Origin of the sequence: Streptomyces sp. Da 82-17 (assembly GCF_046098215.1) — a bacterium.
Classification (GTDB): domain Bacteria; phylum Actinomycetota; class Actinomycetes; order Streptomycetales; family Streptomycetaceae; genus Streptomyces.
Window position 1 is genome coordinate 154479 of the sequence record NZ_JBJURH010000002.1, and the last position, 20105, is coordinate 174583.

At 71.2% G+C, this 20105-nt stretch carries 13 protein-coding genes; 5 read left to right on the forward strand and 8 right to left on the reverse strand.

Going from position 1 to position 20105, the window contains the following annotated elements:
- Window positions 1–279: 279 nt before the first annotated feature.
- Window positions 280–3318 carry an excinuclease ABC subunit UvrA gene (gene uvrA, locus ACIDOF_RS03685; RefSeq protein ID WP_409004171.1) on the reverse strand — a complete coding sequence of 1013 codons (3039 nt, stop codon included), beginning with the start codon at window positions 3316–3318 and terminating at the stop codon, window positions 280–282.
- A 222-nt stretch (window positions 3319–3540) separates the two neighbouring features.
- Between uvrA and ACIDOF_RS03690 the strand changes: the two genes are divergently transcribed.
- The 3 genes from ACIDOF_RS03690 to ACIDOF_RS03700 all read left to right on the forward strand — a co-directional run bounded on the left by ACIDOF_RS03690 (window position 3541) and on the right by ACIDOF_RS03700 (window position 8664).
- On the forward strand, window positions 3541–4227 hold the full coding sequence (locus ACIDOF_RS03690) for a maleylpyruvate isomerase family mycothiol-dependent enzyme (protein WP_409004172.1): 687 nt from the start codon (window positions 3541–3543) through the stop codon (window positions 4225–4227).
- 9 nt (window positions 4228–4236) lie between these two features.
- Window positions 4237–4893 (forward strand): MBL fold metallo-hydrolase, encoded by a 657-nt coding sequence (locus ACIDOF_RS03695; protein ID WP_409004173.1) that lies wholly within the window; start codon window positions 4237–4239, stop codon window positions 4891–4893.
- A gap of 201 nt (window positions 4894–5094) precedes the next feature.
- Window positions 5095–8664, forward strand: coding sequence for an AfsR/SARP family transcriptional regulator (locus ACIDOF_RS03700; RefSeq protein WP_409004174.1), 3570 nt, complete (start codon window positions 5095–5097; stop codon window positions 8662–8664).
- 96 nt (window positions 8665–8760) lie between these two features.
- On the opposite strand, the gene ACIDOF_RS03705 is transcribed toward ACIDOF_RS03700, so the two are convergent.
- The 6 genes from ACIDOF_RS03705 to ACIDOF_RS03730 form a co-directional block, all read right to left on the reverse strand.
- The gene (locus ACIDOF_RS03705) at window positions 8761–9750 is read right to left on the reverse strand and encodes a siderophore-interacting protein (RefSeq protein WP_409004175.1); all 990 of its coding nucleotides are present in this window, start codon (window positions 9748–9750) and stop codon (window positions 8761–8763) included.
- A 130-nt stretch (window positions 9751–9880) separates the two neighbouring features.
- Window positions 9881–10930: a TerC/Alx family metal homeostasis membrane protein gene (locus tag ACIDOF_RS03710; RefSeq protein WP_409004176.1), complete on the reverse strand. Its 1050-nt coding sequence runs from the start codon at window positions 10928–10930 to the stop codon at window positions 9881–9883.
- A 292-nt stretch (window positions 10931–11222) separates the two neighbouring features.
- Entirely contained in the window at window positions 11223–13433 is a 2211-nt protein-coding gene (locus ACIDOF_RS03715) for a TerD family protein (protein ID WP_409004177.1), read from the reverse strand.
- Between the two features lie 110 nt (window positions 13434–13543).
- Complete coding sequence (locus tag ACIDOF_RS03720) at window positions 13544–14122, reverse strand: TerD family protein (protein WP_409004178.1); 579 nt, start codon at window positions 14120–14122, stop codon at window positions 13544–13546.
- Window positions 14123–14374: 252 nt separating this feature from the next.
- Window positions 14375–16546 (reverse strand): excinuclease ABC subunit UvrB, encoded by a 2172-nt coding sequence (gene uvrB, locus ACIDOF_RS03725; protein WP_409004179.1) that lies wholly within the window; start codon window positions 16544–16546, stop codon window positions 14375–14377.
- A gap of 98 nt (window positions 16547–16644) precedes the next feature.
- Window positions 16645–17547, reverse strand: coding sequence for an MHYT domain-containing protein (locus tag ACIDOF_RS03730; protein ID WP_409004180.1), 903 nt, complete (start codon window positions 17545–17547; stop codon window positions 16645–16647).
- Between the two features lie 265 nt (window positions 17548–17812).
- Here ACIDOF_RS03730 and ACIDOF_RS03735 point away from each other — a divergent pair, with 265 nt between their 5' ends.
- On the forward strand, window positions 17813–18724 hold the full coding sequence (locus tag ACIDOF_RS03735) for a glycerophosphodiester phosphodiesterase family protein (RefSeq protein WP_409004181.1): 912 nt from the start codon (window positions 17813–17815) through the stop codon (window positions 18722–18724).
- Window positions 18725–18907: 183 nt separating this feature from the next.
- Window positions 18908–19471, forward strand: a complete 564-nt coding sequence (locus ACIDOF_RS03740; protein ID WP_409004182.1) for a methylated-DNA--[protein]-cysteine S-methyltransferase — start codon at window positions 18908–18910, stop codon at window positions 19469–19471.
- Window positions 19472–19565: 94 nt separating this feature from the next.
- On the opposite strand, the gene ACIDOF_RS03745 is transcribed toward ACIDOF_RS03740, so the two are convergent.
- Window positions 19566–19928 carry a cupin domain-containing protein gene (locus ACIDOF_RS03745; protein ID WP_409004183.1) on the reverse strand — a complete coding sequence of 121 codons (363 nt, stop codon included), beginning with the start codon at window positions 19926–19928 and terminating at the stop codon, window positions 19566–19568.
- Between the last annotated feature and the right edge of the window lie 177 nt (window positions 19929–20105).

The following is a 20105-nucleotide window of genomic DNA, read 5'->3' on the forward strand; positions in this document are numbered from 1 at the left end:
GGCGCACATCGTCGAAGGCGGGGGCCGATGCGGGTGGGGGTGCGGCACCGCGCAGCACGCGTCGTGCGGCGGGTCGGTGACGCACACCCGACGATACCGGTGCAGATCAGCACGGTGACCGGCGGGCCTCCAGGTGCTCGCAGGGCAGGCCCGTGCCCGCGGAGCCTCCCGGCGCCCCTCCGGGCGCGCGCGGCCGCACGGGTCCCTCGGCCTACCGCCGCCGGGCGGGCCCGTACGTCTGTCGCTGCGTACGAGCCCGCCCGGCGGGGTTGCCGTGCGTCAGGCCTTGCGGGTGCGGGCCGTCTTCTTGGCGGGGGCGGTGGCGGCGGACTTGGTCGTCTTCTTCGCCGCTCCCTTTGTAGTGCCGGTTTTCGCCGTGACGGTCTTCTGCGCGGGGGCCTTGGCCGCCACCGTGTTGTTCACGGCCTTCTTGGTGGTGCGCTTACGGGCCGGGGGCACCGTGGCGTCGCTGACCCGGTCGGCGCCGAGGATGTCCCGCAGGAACTTGCCGGTGTGGCTGGCCGGGACGCCGGCCACTTCCTCGGGGGTGCCTTCGGCGATGACGAGGCCGCCGCCGCTGCCGCCTTCGGGGCCCATGTCCACGACCCAGTCGGCGGTCTTGATCACGTCGAGGTTGTGCTCGATGACGATGACCGTGTTGCCCTTGTCGACCAGGCCGGAGAGGACGGTGATCAGCTTGCTGATGTCCTCGAAGTGCAGACCGGTGGTGGGCTCGTCCAGGACGTACACCGTGCGGCCCGTGGAGCGCTTCTGCAGTTCGCTGGCGAGCTTGACGCGCTGCGCCTCACCGCCGGAGAGGGTCGGCGCGGACTGGCCCAACCGCACGTACCCCAGGCCGACTTCGTTGAGCGTCTTGAGGTGCCGGGCGATGGTCGGGACCGCCTCGAAGAAGTCGAGCGCCTCCTCGATGGGCATGTCCAGGACCTCGGCGATGGACTTGCCCTTGTAGTGCACTTCCAGGGTCTCGCGGTTGTACCGCGCGCCGTGGCAGACCTCGCACGGGACGTACACGTCCGGGAGGAAGTTCATCTCGATCTTGATCGTGCCGTCGCCGGAGCAGTTCTCGCAGCGGCCGCCCTTGACGTTGAACGAGAACCGTCCCGGCATGTATCCGCGGACCTTCGCCTCCGTGGTCTCGGCGAACAGCTTGCGGACGTGGTCGAAGACCCCGGTGTACGTGGCCGGGTTGGAGCGCGGCGTACGACCGATGGGTGACTGGTCGACGTGCACCACCTTGTCGACGAGGTCGTCGCCGTCCACGCGCGTGTGCCGGCCCGGGACGTTGCGGGCGCCGTTCAGCTCGCGGGCCAGGTGCGTGTACAGGATGTCGTTGACCAGCGTGGACTTGCCGGATCCGGAGACTCCGGTGACGGCGGTGAGCACGCCGAGCGGGAACGACACGTCGATGTCCCGCAGGTTGTTCTCCCGGGCGCCGTGCACGGTGAGGCGGCGGGCCGGGTCGGCGGGGCGGCGGATGTCGGGGACCGGGATGGCCTTCTTGCCCGCGAGGTACTGCCCGGTCATCGATTCGGCGTTCTTCAGCAGCTCCTTCATGGGGCCGCTGTGGACGACCTTGCCGCCGTGCTCACCGGCGCCGGGGCCGATGTCGACGACCCAGTCGGCGACCTTGATCGTGTCTTCGTCGTGCTCGACGACGATCAGGGTGTTGCCCATGTCGCGCAGGCGGACCAGGGTCTCGATGAGGCGGTGGTTGTCCCGCTGGTGCAGGCCGATGGACGGCTCGTCCAGGACGTACAGCACGCCGACGAGGCCGGAGCCGATCTGGGTGGCGAGCCGGATGCGCTGGGCCTCGCCGCCGGAGAGGGTGCCTGCCGCGCGGTTCAGGGAGAGGTAGTCCAGGCCGACGTCGACCAGGAAGCGGAGGCGTTCGTTGACCTCCTTGAGGACACGCTCGGCGATCTTCTTGTCGCGGGCGTTGAGCGTCAGCTCGGCGAGGAAGTCCGCGCAGTCGGCGATCGACATGGCGGAGACCTCGGCGATGGACTTCCCCATCACGGTGACGGCCAGGACGATCGGCTTGAGACGCGTGCCGTCACAGGTGGGGCAGGGCACCTCGCGCATGTAGCCCTCGAAGCGCTCGCGGCTGGCGTCGCTCTCGGCCTCGCTGTGCCTGCGCTTGACGAACGGGACGGCGCCTTCGAAGGGCGTCGTGTAGACCCGCTCCCTGCCGTACCTGTTGCGGTAGCGGACCTCGATCTGGGTCTTGTGGCCGTTGAGGAGGGCCTTCTTCGCGCGCTGCGGGAGCGCTGCCCAAGGGGTGTCCGTACGGAAGCTGAGGGCGTCGGCGAGGGCTCCGGTCAGGCGGCCGAAGTACTCCTTGGTGTGGCCGTGCGACCAGGGGTGGATGGCGCCTTCGTCGAGCGACTTCTCCTCGTCGGGGACGATCAGCTCGGGGTCGACCTCCATGCGCGTGCCGATGCCGGTGCAGTCGGGGCAGGCGCCGAAGGGCGAGTTGAAGGAGAAGGAGCGGGGTTCGAGCTCTTCGAAGGAGAGGTCGTCGTGCGGGCAGTAGAGGTGCTCGCTGTACATCCGCTCGCGCTCGGGGTCGTCCTCGGGGAGGTCGACGAAGTCGAGCACGACCATGCCGCCGGAGAGGCCGAGGGCGGTCTCCACGGAGTCGGTGAGGCGGCGCTTGGCGGAGTCCTTCACGGTGAGGCGGTCGACGACCACCTCGATGGTGTGCTTCTCCTGCTTCTTCAGCTTGGGCGGCTCGGAGAGCTGGACGGTCTGCCCGTCCACGCGCGCGCGGCTGTAGCCCTTGGTCTGGAGGTCGGAGAAGAGGTCGACGAACTCGCCCTTGCGCTCACGCACCAGCGGCGAGAGCACCTGGAAGCGGCTGCCTTCGGGGAGCTCCAGGACCTTGTCGACGATGGCCTGCGGCGACTGGCGGGCGATGGGCCGGCCGCACTCCGGACAGTGCGGCTTGCCGATGCGTGCGAACAGCAGGCGCAGGTAGTCGTAGACCTCGGTGATGGTGCCGACCGTGGAGCGCGGGTTGCGCGAGGTCGACTTCTGGTCGATGGAGACCGCGGGCGAGAGGCCCTCGATGAAGTCGACATCGGGCTTGTCCATCTGCCCGAGGAACTGCCGGGCGTACGAGGACAGGGACTCCACGTACCGCCGCTGGCCCTCGGCGAAGATCGTGTCGAAGGCGAGCGAGGACTTGCCGGAACCGGACAGACCGGTGAAGACGATGAGCGAGTCGCGCGGAAGGTCGAGCGAGACATTCTTCAGGTTGTGCTCGCGCGCGCCACGGACGATGAGACGGTCGGCCACGCCGGTCCGCACCTTTCACTAGAGAAGCGGGGGCGGGGCCCCCGTCTCGACAGACTATGGGGGCCACCACAGCGAAGGACTGCACTGATTGAAACTCCTCGGCACCGCTTCGCATTCCTACAGTCCAAGAGTGCCTCGACCCAGGCTATAGCACGCGCATTCGATTTAAGGCCACGGTCTGGCACCTTCACCCGTACGAGTGGCGGGACTATCGTCGGGACCATGAGTGATCATGTGCGTGACCTGGCGACTCTGCGTGAAGCGACCGATCGTCTCCTGACCGCAGTCGGCAAACTGGACAACGCGGCGATCGCCGCACCGTCACGGCTCCCGGGCTGGACCCGCGGGCACGTCCTCGCCCACCTCTCCCGCAACGCGGACGCCCTGGTGAACGTCCTCGCGGGCCGCCCCATGTACGCGAGCGCCGAGGCCCGCGACGGCGACATCGAGCGGGACGCCCCGCGCCCGCAGCAGGAGCAGCTGGCCGACCTGCGCGCGAGCGCCGAGCGGTTCCAGGAGGCGGCTGCCGCGGACGCCGACTGGTCGCGGACGGTCGAGCTCCGCAACGGTGTCACCGACACGGCGTCGCGGGTGCCGTTCCGACGTCTGATCGAGGTGGAGCTGCACCACGTCGACCTGGACGTCGGCTACGAGCTGGAGGACCTGCCGGCCGATTTCCGGCAGCGGGAGATCACGTTCCTCGCGGACCGCTTCTCCGGCAACTCCACGGTGCCGCAGATCGCGATCACCGCCACCGACGGCGGGCAGTGGACGACCGGCCGCCCGAACGGCGGGGTGATCTCGGTGATCGGCCCGTCCGCAGACCTGCTCGGCTGGCTCGCGGGCCGCCGGGAGGGCACCGGCCTGGACTGCGACGGCGGACTGCTCCCCGTACTGCCCGCTCTGTAGGGTGAATCCATGACGTACAGCGGAGCGGTGAAGGTCGGCGGACCCGCGGACGTGCACGAACTCGCGGACCTGATGATCTCCAAGATCGCCGTCGGCCCCATGAACAACAACGCGTATCTGCTGCGCTGCCGGGCCACCGGCGAGCAGCTCCTGATCGACGCGGCTGCGGAGGCGGGCGTGCTGCTCGACTTCATCGGCCCGAGCGGCATCACCGCGGTGGTCACCACCCACCGGCACGGCGACCACTGGGGCGCCCTGCAGGAGGTCGTGGACGCCACGGGCGCGCGCACGTACGCGGGCCGGTTCGACGTGGACGGCATCCCGGTCGCGACGGACGTGGCGGTCGAGGACGGCGACACGATCAAGGTGGGCCGCGTGGAGCTGACCGCCCGCCATCTGGTCGGTCACACTCCGGGCTCGATCGTCCTCGTCTACGACGACCCGCACGGTCACCCGCACGTGTTCACCGGCGACTGCCTCTTCCCGGGCGGCGTGGGGAACACGCACAACGACCCGAAGGCCTTCGCGAGCCTGATCGACGACGTCGAGACCAAGATCTTCGCTCCGCTTCCGGACGAGACCTGGGTCTACCCGGGCCACGGCAACGACACCACGCTGGGCGCCGAGCGTCCGCATCTTCCGGAGTGGCGCGGCCGCGGCTGGTGATCCGCCCGCGGAACTGACTCCTCCGGCCCCGTCGCGCACTGCCGCGGCGGGGCCGGTTCGCGTCGCGGGCGGTCATGCCTGGGGCTCGGCTCGGGCGGTGGTGCTCATTGGCCGGCTCGCGCGGAGTGCCCAGTGCTCGGCTCGGGCGGTGGCTTCTGCCCGTCGAGGGCAGCGGGTCCGGGCGACTTGGACAATGGTCGGGTGACTCCCCACTACCGCGTACTCGGCCCCGCGCGTGTGCTGCTTTCGGACGGCGGTGAGGCCGTTCTGGGCGGTGCACGACTGCGGGCCCTGTTGGCCGCGCTGGCCGCCGACTGCGGCAGATCCGTGACCACGGGGCAGCTGATCGCCCAGGTGTGGGGCCCGGATGAGGAGCCTCCGGCGGACGCGGTCAAGGCCCTGCAGGCGCTGGTCGGCAGACTGCGGCGCACACTCGGACGCGAAGCTGTCGTCTCGGCGCCGGGCGGCTACCGGTTGGCCGCGGACCCGGACGACGTCGACCTCCACCGCTTCCAACGGCTCGCCGCAGCGGGATCGGCCGCAGCGGACGAGGGCGACGCCACACGCGCGGTGACGCTTTTCGACGAGGCACTCGCCCTCTGGAACGGTCCCGCCCTGCTCGACCTGCCGGGGCGTACGACGGACCCGCTGGCAGTACGCACGGAGCGGCTGCGCGAGACCACGCACCGCAAACGCCTCGCCGCGCAAGTCTCCCTCGGTCACGCCGACCAGGTGCTCGGCGAGCTCACCGCGCTGGCGGCCGAGGAACCGCTGGACGAGCCACTGCAGGCCCTCCGGCTGCGCGCCCTGCACGCTGCGGGCCGTACGGCCCAGGCGCTCGCGGCGTACGAGGAGGTGCGCGTCGGGCTCGCCGAACGGCTCGGCACGGATCCGGGGCCTGAACTCCAGGCGCTGCACGGGGAGTTGCTGCGGCCCGCCGCGCAGCCGCGACGGCCTGCGGAGCCGGGGCGACCTACGGGGCCTGGGGGGTCTGCGGGGCCCACGGGGCCTGCGAAGTCGGAGTTGCCTGCGGGGGCGCGGTGGTCTGCGGGGGCTCAGTCGCCTGCGGGGGCTCGGTCGCCTGCTGACCCACTCCGTGCCGCGGGGTCGTCAGGGCCCGCGGCCAGCGACCCGTCGTACGCCCCCGCGCCCGGGGCGCGCGCCCTGGGGAATCTGCGCGCTCCCCTCACCTCCTTCGTCGGCCGCGAGTCGGAACTCCGGGATCTGGCCGGGGAGTTGCAGAAGCAGCGACTTGTCACGCTGCTCGGCCCCGGCGGTGTCGGCAAGACGCGACTGGCGACGGAAGCAGCCCGGGCAGGGCGCGAGACAGCGGGGAAGGAGGTGTGGCCGGACGGCGTGTGGGTGGCCGAGCTGGCCCCCGTGCGTGAGGCGGAGACCGTCCCCGAGGCGGTGCTCACGGCCCTCGGCGCCCGCGAGACGACGGTGCGCGGGCCCGGTGCGTCCACCGAGGAGCTGCAGCCCGCGCCCCGCGACCCGTCGGCGCAGCTGGTGGAGCACTGCCGACGCCGGCGGATGCTGCTCGTCCTCGACAACTGCGAGCATCTGCTCGGCGCGGCCGCCGAGTTGACGTACGCGCTGCTCACGGAGTGCCCCGACGTGACGGTCCTGGCCACCAGCCGGGAGCCGTTGGCCGTGCCCGGTGAGGTGGTGCGTCCCGTCGATCCGCTGCCGCAGGACGTGGCGCTGCGGCTGCTCGCCGCACGCGGTGCGGCCGCCCGGCCGGGCTTTCGCGTCGAGGACGATCCGGAGGCCTGCGCGGAGGTCTGCCTGCGGCTCGACGGACTGCCGCTGGCGGTCGAACTGGCCGCCGCGCGGCTGCGGTTGCTCACGCCACGGCAGTTGGCGGACCGGCTCGACGACCGGTTCCGGCTGCTCGGCAAGGGCAGCGGCAGCCGGACGGCGCTGCCCCGGCAGCAGACGTTGCGCGCGGTCGTGGACTGGTCGTGGGACCTGCTGGACGAGGCGGAGCGGACGGTGCTGCGCCGGCTGTCCGTCTTCTCGGGCGGCTGTGCGGTGGAGCAGGCGGAAGAAGTGTGCGGTGCGGGCACCTTGGAGGCGCTCGCGTCCCTGGTCGACAAGTCCCTCGTGGTGGCGACGCCGCAGGGAACGGAAGGAGAGGAGGGCGGCCCCTGGAACGCCGAGCGAGACACCTCCGGTCACGGCGGCATGCGCTACCGCCTGCTCGAAACGGTCGCCGAGTACGCGGCCGAGCGTCTCGTCGAGGCCGAGGAACGGGAGCCCGTCGTACGACACCACATGACCGCGTACCGGGAGCTGATGCGTGTCGGCGAGCCGGCGCTGCGCGGGCCGCGACAGGCAGGCTGGCTGCGGCGGTTCGAGCGCGAGCACGACAACGTGCGCGCGGCGCTGCGCACGGCCGTCGAGCTGGGTGCTGAGCAGGACGGGCTGTGCCTGGCGCTGTCGATGAGCTGGTTCTGGCAGCTGCGGGGCCACCAGGCGGACGCCCGCACCTGGTCCGCAGCCGTCGCCGCGCTCGGCCCGGACCCCTTCGACGATCCGGTGCGGGTCGCCGTACCGCTGGAGGAGCGGTGCACCGACCGGCCTCCGCCCTGGGACGAGGAGCAGTTGTGGGAGGCCCGGCGCGGGGTGCGGCTGCTGGTGCGGGCCACCAGCCCCGAGGGGGACGCGGACGCGCTGACGCGGCCGGACGCGCAGGCGTATCTGCGGCGGGTCGTGTCGGCGTACCGCCCGGGCATGCCTCAGGTCGGCCGGCAGCCGGGGTCGGTGTGGTACTTCGCGCGGCTGATGACGGGCGAGTTCGCGGGGGTCGAGGAGACCATGGACGCGGTCGTGCGGGACATCGAGTCCTTGGGCGAGCGCTGGCGGGAGGAGCACGCCTGGGAGTTGGGGTTCACGTACCTGATGCGTACGCGGCTTGCGCGCGACCGGCCGGAGTCGCCGGATCCGGCCGAGCGTGACGCCGACCGGGCCCTCGCGTGCTTCGAACGGGCCGAGGACCCGTGGGGCATCGCCGAGTCGCTGGCGGCACGCGGCGACCAGCATGCGCGGCGGGGTCGGTACGGCGAGGCTGCCGCGGACCTGGCGCGGGCGATGGCCGAGGCCGAGCGCATCGGCGCGCGCCACCAAGTGCCGCTGTTCAAGGCGCGGTTGGCCGACGTGCGGCTGCGCACCGCGGCAGGCGAGCAGGAACGGGCGGACGCGGAACGGCTGTTGCGCGAGGCGGCGCTGGAGTCGGACCGCTTCGGCGGCGAGCCGGTCAGCACCGCCCGGCTGCTGCTCGTCCAGCACTACGGCGCGTCCGGGCGGACCGGGTCGGCCCGGGAGGAGCTGCGCGAGCTGGAGCGGTCGCTGCCCGGCGGGGTGTCGGCGCTGTTCGAGGGCGCGCTCGCCGGGCAACGGGCCTGGCTGGACTGCCTGGACGGGAGGTTCGAGCAGGCCGCGGACCAGGTGGGGCGGGCGGTGCGGGCGATGGCGAACGTGGCGTACCTGGTCGCGCCGTGGCTGGTCGCCGACCAGTTCCTCGTCGCCGCCTGGGCCAAGGCACGCCTCGGCACGGGCACGGCGGCCGACGAGGGGGCACGGCTGCTCGGCGCGTACGACGGCTACGGGCTGAGCGGCAGCTTCGGCTTCCGCCCCTTCCCCGACGCGTCGGCCGTGCGGGCCCGCGCGGAAGCCGAACTGCGCGCCGCCCTGGGCTCGGAGGCGTACGAGGCGGCGCACGCACGCGGAACGGGGCTGTCGGTGCGGGAGGCGGCGGGGTTGGTGTGAAGGGCGAGGTGGGGTTGGTGTGAGGCGGGGCGGGGCGCCGTCTCCCTCGCCCCGCCCAGCACCCGGGTCCGGGACCGGGACCTGGATCTCCTGGACCTAGCCCCGCGTCTGCGCCTGCGCCTGCGCCAAGAGTTCCTGGGCGTCGGCCAGGTCGTCCGCCGTCGGGGCGTCGTCCTGGGTGAGGCGGAGGCGCCAGTAGCCGGCGAAGTCGACGCTCTGCTTGGCCATGCCCCGCTCCCCCACCAGATGGCGCCGCAGCTCCCGCACGGCCCCGGCCTCACCGGCCAACCACGCGTAACCGGAGCCAGAGCCGGAGCCGTGACCAGGGCCGCCACCGGAACCAGAGCCAGAACCGCCACCGGTACCGGTACCGGAACCAGAACCGGAACCCACCGGCAGCGACGCCGCCCGTACCGCTTCGAGCAGCAGGCCCGCTCGTCCGGGCGGAACCGTGCCGCGGTGCAGCCAGTGCACGGTCAGCGCGCCCCGCGTCGTGAACACCTGCTCGTCGGCCGCGTCCTGCACCTCGATGTACGCGACCGCCTCCGCCCCCTCGGGCAGGGCCTCGATGATCGTGCCGAGCGCCGGGAGTGCCGTCTCGTCCCCGGCGAGGAGCATCCAGTCGGCCGTGGCGAGCGGGAGCGGCTTGGCGAAGTGGGCGGAGGGCCCGAACATGCCGAGGACGTCGCCGGGTCGGGCTCCGGCCGCCCAGCGTGTGGCGGGACCGGCGGCGCCGTCGCCGTGCAGCACGAAGTCGATGTCGATCGTGGCGTCGGCCGGCCCGCGGCCCGGCTCGTGGGCGCGCACGGTGTAGCTGCGCATCCAGGGCCGCTCGGCCTCGGGAATGGCGTTGAACTCCTCGTACCAGCGCATCACGTCGCCGCCCCCGACGCCGCGCTCGGGCAGCCGCGGCCGCCGTCGGCCGGGCTTCGGGAAGTACAGCTTGACCTGCTGGTCGGGCCCGTCGAGGCGGAGGTCGGCAAGATCGGCGCCGCCGAGGGTCACGCGCACCATGCGCGGAGTGAGGCGTCGCGTGCGGACGACATGGAGGAATCGGACCGGGAGAGTTGTCTCGTACGAGGTCATGTCCCGACGCTCTCGCGTCGCGTCGACAGATCGGCGACAGCCCGCCTACACCCCGTACGGGGCGAAGGCGGGCTGTCCTCGGCTCCTTGGCTGTCACCGCTGTGGCCGGCCGAGCGACCGACCGCGCGGGTCAGGCCTGCACGTCGTCCTTCGAGGACTCGGACTTCGAGGAGTCGGCCTTCGAGGGCTCGGACTTCGTCAGCTCCGCACCGCTCTCGGCCGCCTGCGCCTCCTGCTTCTCCTGCTTCTTCGAAGCGATCAGGCTGGTGATCGTCGTGACGATCAGCACGGCGCAGATGACGCCCAGGGAGAACGGAATCGAGATCTCCGGTACGTGCACGCCGCTCTCGTGCAGTGCGTGCAGCACCAGCTTCACGCCGATGAAGCCGAGGATGATCGACAGGCCGTAGCTCAGGTGGACCAGCTTCTTCAGCAGGCCGCCGATGAGGAAGTACAGCTGCCGCAGACCCATCAGGGCGAAGGCGTTGGCGGTGAAGACGATGTACGGGTCCTGGGTCAGGCCGAAGATCGCCGGGATGGAGTCGAGGGCGAAGAGGACGTCGGTCGTACCGATCGCCAGCATGACGACCAGCATCGGCGTCATGACCTTCTTGCCGTTCTGCTGGATCCACAGCTTGGTGCCGTGGTAGCGGTCGGCCACGCCGAAGCGCTTCTCGGCCGCCTTCAGCAGCTTGTTCTCCTCGTACTCCTCCTCGGGCTCGTCCGCGCGGGCCTCCTGGATCAGCTTCCAGGCGGTCCAGATGAGGAAGGCGCCGAAGATGTAGAACACCCAGGAGAAACTCGCGATGATCGCGGCGCCGGCGGCGATGAAGATCGCGCGAAGCACGAGGGCGATCAGGACGCCGACCAGCAGGACTCTCTGCTGGTACTGCGAGGGCACCGCGAACTTGCCCATGATCAGGACGAAGACGAAGAGGTTGTCGACGCTCAACGACTTCTCGGTGATGTAGCCGGCGAAGAATTCGCCCGCGGGCTGGCCGCCGCCCCAGATCAGCAGGCCGAGTCCGAAGAGGCCGGCGAGGACGATCCAGACGATCGTCCAGATTCCGGCTTCCTTGACGGACACGTCATGGGGCTTGCGCCCGATGAAGAAGTCGGCACCGATCAGGGCGCACAGACCCACGATGGTGAGGACCCAAAGGGTCACGGAAACATCCACTGCGCCTCCGGCAGTACGTAACGGCACGAACAGCGTCGTCGCTGCCGGAGGTCTCTTCCACCCGAGCGCCGCATTCAGCGGCAGCGCCACGGGCCGACGCCCCGGGACCGACCAGGTCCGTACTGACGGGAACGCCGCATTCAGGGAGTACTCCCCTCCGCGGGATGAAGACTACGCGAATTACCAAGGGAAGGTAAAGAGTGAAGTAAAGCACAAACCAAAAGTGCAGGTCAGAGGGGTTTTGCCGTTGAGGCCGCGAGCAAAACCCACCCCAAGGCGCCCCGCGCGCCCTTCAGCGCCCCCAGGCTCTGCGCGCGTCCGCGACCCGCGCGAGGACGTCGCTCAGCACATCGCTGCCGGGAGGCGTGAGCGAAGGCTCGTACGTCCAGGCGTGACCGACCCACGGGTCCGCGAGGTGGTCGTCGGGCACCGGGGTGAGGCGCAGGAGCGAGCGCCACAGCGGGTCGAGGATCGGGCCGTACTCCGCGGCGTCCTCGCGGTCGGCGACCATCATCAGGTGCACGCCGACGCGCGGGCCCTCGTCGGCGAGGTACCGCAGCTGGGTCACGGCGCGGTCATCGAAGCCGTGCGGGAAGTCGTTGACGATCAGGAGCTGCTCGGCGGTGTCCACGTCCGGCGGCAGCGAGTCCGTGGCGCGCGCCCGGACCGCCATCTGCACGAGGTCCACGCGCCGGGTCAGCCGCGCGAGCACCTCGGAGACCCCCTCGGCGCCCGCGGCGGGCGGCTCGGCGAGCACGCCGGCGTCCCGCAGCGGCGCGAGCGAACCGGCCGCCGCTCCCGCGGGGTCGACGACGTGCACCGCGAAGTCCCCCGGCGGGTACACGGCGAGCAGCCGTGCGGCGTGCGCGACGGCCGTGTCCATGGCGAGGCGGCGCAGCTCGTCGCTGTCGGCGAGGGACGCGGTCGCCGACGAGGCCGTACGCCCGCTGTCGATCCAGAGCCCGCGCTCCAGGGGCAGCCGGATCAGCATCGGGATGCGCAGGTCGGTGCTCTCCGGCAGGTGCAGATCGCCCAGGCGCAGCGCCATCGGCGGCTCCATCGGGACGCGGTACGCCTGCCAGACCGGGTTGTCCCAGGACGCGAACGACGGGGGCAGCGCGGGCTCGACCACGTCGGCCTCGGCGGCCAGCTGCGCGAGGTCCCGGTCGAGCACTTCCCTGGCCTGCTCGACCAATTTCGCCTGCTTGGCGCGGGCGGCCTCACGCGCGGCGTCGCCCTGGCCGCTGATCCGGCTGCGCGGGTCGGTGAGGACCTGGTCGAGCTCCTGCTCCATACGGGACTCGGCGAAGTCACACGCACTGCGGTACGCGGCGGCCGTGCGGGCCAGGTCCTCGAACATGCCCCACACCTGGTTGTAGAGCCGCTCCTCCATCGACCAGCCGGTCGCGTCCCCGGCGACGGGCTGCGCGGGCTGTCCCGCCTGCGCGGGCGGCGCAACGGGCGCGGGCGTGGGCGGGGCGGCGGTACGGCGACGGGGGTGGGTGTAGTCGACGGGGCCGGCGTGGGCCTGGGGCCCGGGCTCGTCCATGTGCTCGCGGCCGAGCTCGTCTGCCGGATCTTCCGGCTGGTCGGAACCGGGCAGTGCGGGCGAGCCCGGGCTCGCGGTGTGCGGCGCGGGCGCGGTGTGCGCCTCGGCCTCGGTGTGCGGCACGGACTCGGTGTGCGCCTCGGGCCTGGGCCCGGCGGCCTGCGCCGGAGCATGCGCGTCGCCCGCCCCCGCCCCAGTCTGTGCCTGCGCCTGTGTCTGTGCCGAGACCTGGGCCTCCTGCATGGGCTGGACGGGAGACTGAGCCGCTCCCTGAGTCGCGCCTTGAGCCGCGCCCTGCGCCGCGCTCTGGCCCTGCGGCGTGGAGGCGTGCCGCATCCGGTCCGCCTCGGCAATCCGCTGCGGAGGCGGCGCGACGGAACGGGCCATACCGCTCGCCACCGCCTCCAGAATCTCGGCGGCGAGCGCCGGACCGTCGGACAGCCCCTGGTCGGACAGCATGGCGGCGAGCCCGCCCGCGTACCCCTGGCCCACCGCGCGCACCTTCCAGGCGCCCTGCCTGCGGTACAGCTCGAGGGCGACCACCGCCGACTCGGCGTCGAGGTCGGTGATGGTGTAGCTGGCGATCTCGGAACCGTCGAGTCCGGTCACCGCGACGAACGGCGCGGCCAACGCGCCGAACCGGGCCGGGCGGTCCTCGACGTCCTGGGCGGAGTCGGCGACGGGCAGGGCGAGGAGGATGTTGACCCGGTCCGCGCTGGGAGGCAGCGCGCCGAGGTCCACGGCCAAGCGGTGGTCGGCAGCGGCCTGCTTGGAGACTTCGAGGCCCGGCATCGTGGGGGACGCGGGATGCGCCACCCAGTCGGCGCCGCGCACCTTGCCCTGCTCGTCGCTGAGCGTCGCGCCTGCCACGATCGGCTTGCCGGCCGACACCCGGATCTCCAGTCGGGTCTGGGGCAGTACCTGGTTCTGGCCCCTGACCAGCTCGGCCGTCATCGCCTTCGTTCCCCTCGTTGCACTGTTCTTCGGGTCAACTCCCGTATGCAGGACGGAAGTTACCGTCTTCGCCGACCGCCCGTACGCCCATACGGGCCGTCCGTACGCCCTTACAGAAGCGGCAGGATCGACGGCATCAGGTCCTGGAAGGTACGGCCGTTGGCGGGCGTGCCGAGGGCCGTCATGGACCAGCCGGAGCCGGTGCGGTGCACCTTGGCCATGATCTGCGCGGTGTACTGACCGCCGCCGTCCAGCGTGTACCGCGACATCTCCTGGCCGTTGGTCTCGTCCACGAGGCGGCAGAAGGCGTTCTGGACCTCCTGGAAAGTCTGGCCGGTGAAGGAGTTGACGGTGAAGACGATCTGGTCGATGTGGACCGGGACGCGCTGCAGGTCGACGAGGATCGCTTCGTCGTCCCCGCCCTGGCCGACGCCGCCGACGAGGTTGTCGCCGGTGTGCCGCACCGAGCCGTCGTCGCTGACGAGGTGGCGGAAGAACACCACGTCCACGGGCTGCTTGTCGGCGAACAGGACCGCCGACGCGTCGAGGTCGACCTCCTTGGTCCGGGAGCCGAACAGGCCGCGGCGCTGCGCCGCCTGCCAGCCGAGCCCCATGCGCACCGCGGTCAGGGTGCCCCCGTCGTTCTTCTGCAGGCTGATCGCCTGCCCCTTCGTCATGTTGACCGACACGCGCTGTCCCCTCTCGAACCTTCCCCAACGACCAACCGCCCTACGTGCTGCGGTTGGTCAGAACCCTACGCAGTGCCACTGACAACGCCGCAGTCCGGACAACGCTTTGTGGCGGTCTTGCAACACATCCGGCCAACCCGGCCGGGCGGTCGTCTCCGGCCGGGTGCGGCGGCGTGTTCGGCGCTCTCCCGGGCGCCCCGGCGCCCCTCGGGCGCCCTCCCCGGGCTCCTTTTGGGCGCCCGGCGGCGCGCCTCAGGCGAGGCCCGCCTCCTTCATCTGGCGGAGTTCCTTCTTCATCTCCGACACCTCGTCGCGCAGCCGGGCGGCGACCTCGAACTGCAGGTCCGCGGCGGCGGCACGCATACGGTCGGTCATCTCCTCGATCTGCTCGGCGAGTTCGGCGGCCGGCCGGTCCGTCGGCACCTGCTCGGCCTTGCCCTTCGCGGACTTGGCCGACTTGCCCGTGCCCGCCTTGCCGGAAGCCGCCTTGGCGCCCTTGCCCTCCGAACCCAGCGACGGGACGGGGGCCTTGGCGCCCTTGCCGTCCTTCGCCTTGCGGTACCCGGAGCCCAACAGCTGTTCCGTGTCGACCTCTTCGCGGGCGATCGCCGACACGATGTCGTTGATCTTCTTGCGCAGCGGCTGCGGGTCGATGCCGTTCGCCTTGTTGTACGCGATCTGCTTCTCGCGGCGTCGGTTGGTCTCGTCGATGGCCCGCTCCATCGCGGGGGTGATCTTGTCCGCGTACATGTGGACCTGGCCGGAGACGTTGCGCGCCGCGCGGCCGATGGTCTGGATCAGGGAGGTGCCGGAGCGCAGGAAGCCCTCCTTGTCGGCGTCGAGGATCGCCACCAGGGAGACCTCGGGCAGGTCGAGGCCCTCGCGGAGGAGGTTGATGCCGACCAGGACGTCGAACTCGCCCGCGCGCAGCTCCCGCAGCAGCTCGACACGGCGCAGGGTGTCGACGTCGCTGTGCAGATAGCGGACCTGGATGCCCAGCTCCAGGAAGTAGTCCGTGAGGTCCTCGGCCATCTTCTTGGTGAGCGTGGTGACGAGGACGCGCTCGTCCTTCTCCGTACGGGTGCGGATCTCGTGCACCAGGTCGTCGATCTGGCCCTCGGTGGGCTTGACGACGACCTCCGGGTCGACCAGGCCGGTGGGGCGGATGATCTGCTCGACGTGGCCGTCGCCGCGCGAGAGTTCGTACGCCCCCGGCGTCGCCGACAGGTACACGGTCTGGCCGATGCGCTCCTGGAACTCCTCCCACTTGAGGGGGCGGTTGTCGAGCGCGGACGGGAGCCGGAAGCCGTGGTCGACGAGGGTGCGCTTGCGGGAGGCGTCGCCCTCGTACATGGCGCCGATCTGCGGCACGGTCACGTGGGACTCGTCCAGGACGAGCAGGAAGTCGTCCGGGAAGTAGTCGAGCAGGGTGTGCGGGGGCGTGCCGGGGGCGCGGTCGTCGAAGTGCATCGAGTAGTTCTCGACGCCGGAGCAGGAACCGATCTGGCGAAGCATCTCCAGGTCGTACGTGGTGCGCATGCGCAGGCGCTGGGCCTCCAGCATCTTGCCCTGCTTCTCCAGCTCGGCCAGGCGCTCGTCCAGCTCCTTCTCGATGCCGTTGATCGCCTTCTCCATGCGCTCGGGTCCGGCGACGTAGTGCGAGGCGGGGAAGACGTACAGCTGCTGGTCGTCGCTGATGACCTCGCCGGTGAGCGGGTGCAGCGTGGAGAGGGCCTCGATCTCGTCGCCGAACATCTCGATGCGCACGGCGAGTTCCTCGTAGACCGGGAAGATCTCGATGGTGTCGCCGCGGACGCGGAAGGTGCCGCGGCTGAAGGCGAGGTCGTTGCGCGTGTACTGGATGTCGACGAAGCGGCGCAGGAGCTGGTCGCGGTCGATCTCGTCCCCGACCTTGAGGGGGACCATGCGGTCCACGTACTCCTGCGGGGTGCCGAGGCCGTAGATGCAGGAGACGGAGGCGACCACCACGACGTCGCGCCGGGTGAGCAGCGAGTTCGTCGCGGAGTGGCGCAGGCGCTCCACCTCCTCGTTGATCGAGGAGTCCTTCTCGATGTAGGTGTCCGACTGCGGGACGTACGCCTCGGGCTGGTAGTAGTCGTAGTACGACACGAAGTACTCGACGGCGTTGTTCGGCAGGAGTTCGCGGAACTCGTTGGCCAGCTGGGCCGCGAGGGTCTTGTTCGGCGCCATGACGAGCGTGGGGCGCTGCAGCTTCTCGATCATCCACGCAGTGGTGGCGGACTTGCCGGTGCCGGTCGCACCGAGCAGGACGACGTCCTTCTCGCCGGCGCGGATGCGTCGGTCGAGCTCGGCGATGGCGGTGGGCTGGTCACCGCTGGGCTGGTACGGGCTGACGACCTCGAAGGGCGCCACCGTGCGTTCGATCTTGGATACGGGCCGCATGAGACCCACCGTACGACTCCCCACTGACAACCGGCCCCGCAATCCGGCGGGCGGGCCCGTCGTGCCTGGTCAGGGGTGCGCGGGCGGCGTCCCGGTGATCATCGGCCCAGGCGGGAGCGGGGGCCTCGGGGCGGGGCGGGGACGAAGCTGCGGCGGCGGCGCGGCGGGCGGCCGCGGTACGCGTCGGAGCCGGGGCCGTGCGCGGGGATGCCCGGTCGGCGTACGAGGGCGGGGCGGGGGCGCGGGCCGAGGCCGGTGCGCGGCCGGTCGGCGCCGGCGGCCATCGTCGGGTCGAAGATCACGACGACGCCGGCCAGGACGAGGAAGGCGAGCGGGCCGATCATCATGGGCGCGAGCAGTTCGCCTGCCGGGGCGCCGGAGGGGCCGCCTCCGGAGGCGTGCACGTGGACGTCGAGGGCGGCCATGCCGGTGTAGTGCATGCCGGTGACCGCGAGCCCCATGACGAGGCTGGCGCCGAGGCTCCACAGGAAACCCCGCACCTGTACGGCGGCCCACAGGGCGGCGGTCGCCGCGACGACGGCGATCAGCACGGACAGGGACACCGTGAAGGTGTCGTACCGGAGGGTGCCCTGGAGGCGCATGCCGGCCATGCCCAGGTAGTGCATGGAGGCGACGCCGAGACCGGTGATGGTGCCGCCGGTGAACAGGGCCATGACCGTCGCGCCGCGGTAGCCGACGATGAAGATCCCGATGCCGACCATCACGACGGCGAGGCCGAGGCTGGCGAAGGTGATCGCGGGGTCGTACCGGACGGGGACTCCTTCGACGGCGAAGCCCATCATCGCGACGAAGTGCATGGTCCAGATGCCCGAGCCGATGGCGGCGGATCCGAGGGCGAGCCAGCCGGGCCGCCAGGAGTTCTCGACAAGCAGCGATCTGGTGGTGCAGCGCAGGCCGAGCGCTCCCCCGAGGCAGGCCATGAGGTACGCGACCACGGGCGTGACGAGCCCGTAACTGAATCCGTCGATCGTCCCCTGCATGGGCGGCAGCCCCTCCAACAAAATTGACTCGGTATCACCTGTGAGCCCCCGTGCAACCACCGTCCTCGTGGCGGTGATTGAGCAGAGATTAGAGCGCACCGACAAACGTACGAGCGATTTTTCGGCAAAGAATCAGGCGGGATGGGCGTGTTCGGCCTGTCTCGGGGCAACTCCGTTCAACCTGTGTCCATCCGGCGCCTGCCTCTTGTTGGTCATCGACTGTCACTCTCGTCCGGTCCGCGATCTCTCGAACCGAGGAGTTCACGTGTACGCACGTCCCGCAGCAGCAACGGCCGTATCGCTACTGGGAGTCGGCGCGCTCTTGCTCCCCACGACCACGGCTCAGGCGGCGACCCCGCCGAGCACGAACGCCGCGCAGGTCTCCGCCGAGACCGACAGACCGCTCGTCGTCGCCCACCGCGGCGCGTCCGCGTACGCCCCGGAGAACACCCTCGCCGCCGTCGACAAGGCCCGTGAGATGGGCTTCCGTTGGGTCGAGAACGACGTCCAGCGCACCAAGGACGGCGAGCTCATCATCATGCACGACGACAACCTGAAGCGGACGACGAACGTCGAGGAGGTGTTCCCCGACCGGTCCCCCTGGAAGGTCGCGGACTTCACCTCCGCCGAGATCGCCAAGCTGGACGCGGGCAGCTGGTTCGACGCCAAGTACGCGGGCACGCGCGTGCCGACGCTCGAGCAGTACATGAACCGCGTCGAGCGGAACCACCAGAAGCTCGTCCTCGAGGTGAAGAAGCCGGAGCTGTACCCCGGCATCGAGCAGGACACCCTGCGCGTGCTGAAGAAGACGGGCTGGCTCGACGCCGACCACGTCCGCAGCAAGCTGGTGTGGCAGAGCTTCAACGCGGACAGCATGCGCAAGGTGCACGCGCTGCGGCCCGACATCAAGAAGGGCTTCCTCGGCACGCCCTCGATCGCCGAGCTGCCGGAGTACGCGACGTTCGTCGACCAGATCAACTCCCGGCACACGACGATCTCGCAGACGTACGTGGCGGCGATCCACGCCATGACCGGCCCGCACGGCAAGCCGCTGGAGATCTTCACGTGGACCGTCGACGAGGCGGCCGACGCGCGGCGGGCCGACTCGTACGGCGTCGACGGCATCATCAGCAACAAGCCGGACGTGGTGCGCTCGGCGATCTCCGCCGAGGACTGAGCAGACCGGAACGACCGGAACCGGATCGACGGGATCGACAGCGGACACGATCCGGGTGAGGCGTGGCGTGCGGCCGGGAGGCCCGCGCCGCGCCTCCGTCGTTCCGGCGGCCGTCGCGGCCGTCGCGGCCGGGAATCCGGGAGGCGGGGCGCGTTGTCAGTGGCTCGCCGTACGGTTGTCCGCGTGAACGAGAACCGCGATCCGCAGACCTCCGGCCAGGTCGTCGAGTGGGCCGTCGTCGAGAGCGACATCGGCCCGCTGCTCCTGGCCGCGACCGGTCATGGGCTCGTCAACGTCGTCTTCCACGCCGACGCGGCGACCCGTGACGCGGCCGTCGAGCGCCTGGCCGCCCGCTTCGGCGGCATGCCGGTCGAGGCGCCCGCCTCCCCTCGTCTCGCGGAGCCGATACGCCAGCTCGCGGCCTACTTCGCGGGCGAGCTGCGCACGTTCACGCTCGACCTGGACTGGACGCTGATCTCCGGCTTCAACCGCGAGGTGCTGCGCGAGCTGGCGCGCGGGGTTCCGTACGGCTCGGTCGTGGGGTACGGGGACCTCGCGGCCAGAGTCGGCCAGCCGGGCGCCGCCCAGGCCGTGGGCGCGGCCATGGGCGCCAACCCGCTGCCGGTCGTGGTGCCGTGCCATCGCGTGGTCGAGAGCGACGGCGGGATAGGCGGCTTCGGCGGAGGCCTGGAGACCAAGCGCCACCTGCTCGCTCTGGAGGGGGTTCTGCCGGCGCCGCTGTTCTGAGAGCGGTGCTCGGCAGGCCTTGCGCGGAGTGGTCGGCCCCGGCGGCAATCCAGCGGGCCCGGAAGCCCTGGAGGTTCCAGCGGGCCCGGGAGCGCTAGAGGTTGACGTGGTACGCCTTGCGGAGGGTCTCGTGGACCGTCCACGTCGTGCGGTCGCCCGCGCGCAGGACGGCCATGTCTCCGGGGCCGAGCTCCAGTACGTCGCCGCCCTCGACGTCGACGGTGGCGCGTCCGCTGACGACCACGAAGAGCTCGTCGGCCTCCGTGTCCGTCACCACTCCGGGCGTGATCTGCCAGATACCGCGCGCCTGTCGGCCGTCCGCCGACTCCCACAGGACCTTGCCGGTCACGACGGGGTCGCCGGAGATGATCTGGGCCGGGTCCAGCGGCTCGGGCACCAGCTCGGCGTCGGGAATGTGCGCGGCGAACGAGGCGGGGGCGGTGTCGGTGGTCGTCATGGGACCGCACTTTAGAGCGACGGCGAGCGGCCTGGACAGGCGCAGTCCCCGGCCCGCCGACCGAAGCCAGTAGCCAGAAACCAGTAGCCAGTAGTGGCCGGCGCCTGTGACCGGGCGCGCGGTCTTGAAGCGCCGTCACGGCATGCACTATCCAAGTCACGTCTGATACGGGGGAGT

Excerpts from the sequence above, each read along its gene's own strand:
- ACIDOF_RS03705 (WP_409004175.1), bottom strand. The coding sequence starts at position 9,750 with ATGACCTCGTACGAGACAACTCTCCCGGTCCGATTCCTCCATGTCGTC.
- uvrB (WP_409004179.1), bottom strand. The coding sequence starts at position 16,546 with ATGCGGCCCGTATCCAAGATCGAACGCACGGTGGCGCCCTTCGAGGTC.
- ACIDOF_RS03745 (WP_409004183.1), bottom strand. The coding sequence starts at position 19,928 with ATGACGACCACCGACACCGCCCCCGCCTCGTTCGCCGCGCACATTCCC.
- ACIDOF_RS03730 (WP_409004180.1), bottom strand. The coding sequence starts at position 17,547 with ATGCAGGGGACGATCGACGGATTCAGTTACGGGCTCGTCACGCCCGTG.
- ACIDOF_RS03695 (WP_409004173.1), top strand. The coding sequence starts at position 4,237 with ATGACGTACAGCGGAGCGGTGAAGGTCGGCGGACCCGCGGACGTGCAC.
- ACIDOF_RS03690 (WP_409004172.1), top strand. The coding sequence starts at position 3,541 with ATGAGTGATCATGTGCGTGACCTGGCGACTCTGCGTGAAGCGACCGAT.
- ACIDOF_RS03715 (WP_409004177.1), bottom strand. The coding sequence starts at position 13,433 with ATGACGGCCGAGCTGGTCAGGGGCCAGAACCAGGTACTGCCCCAGACC.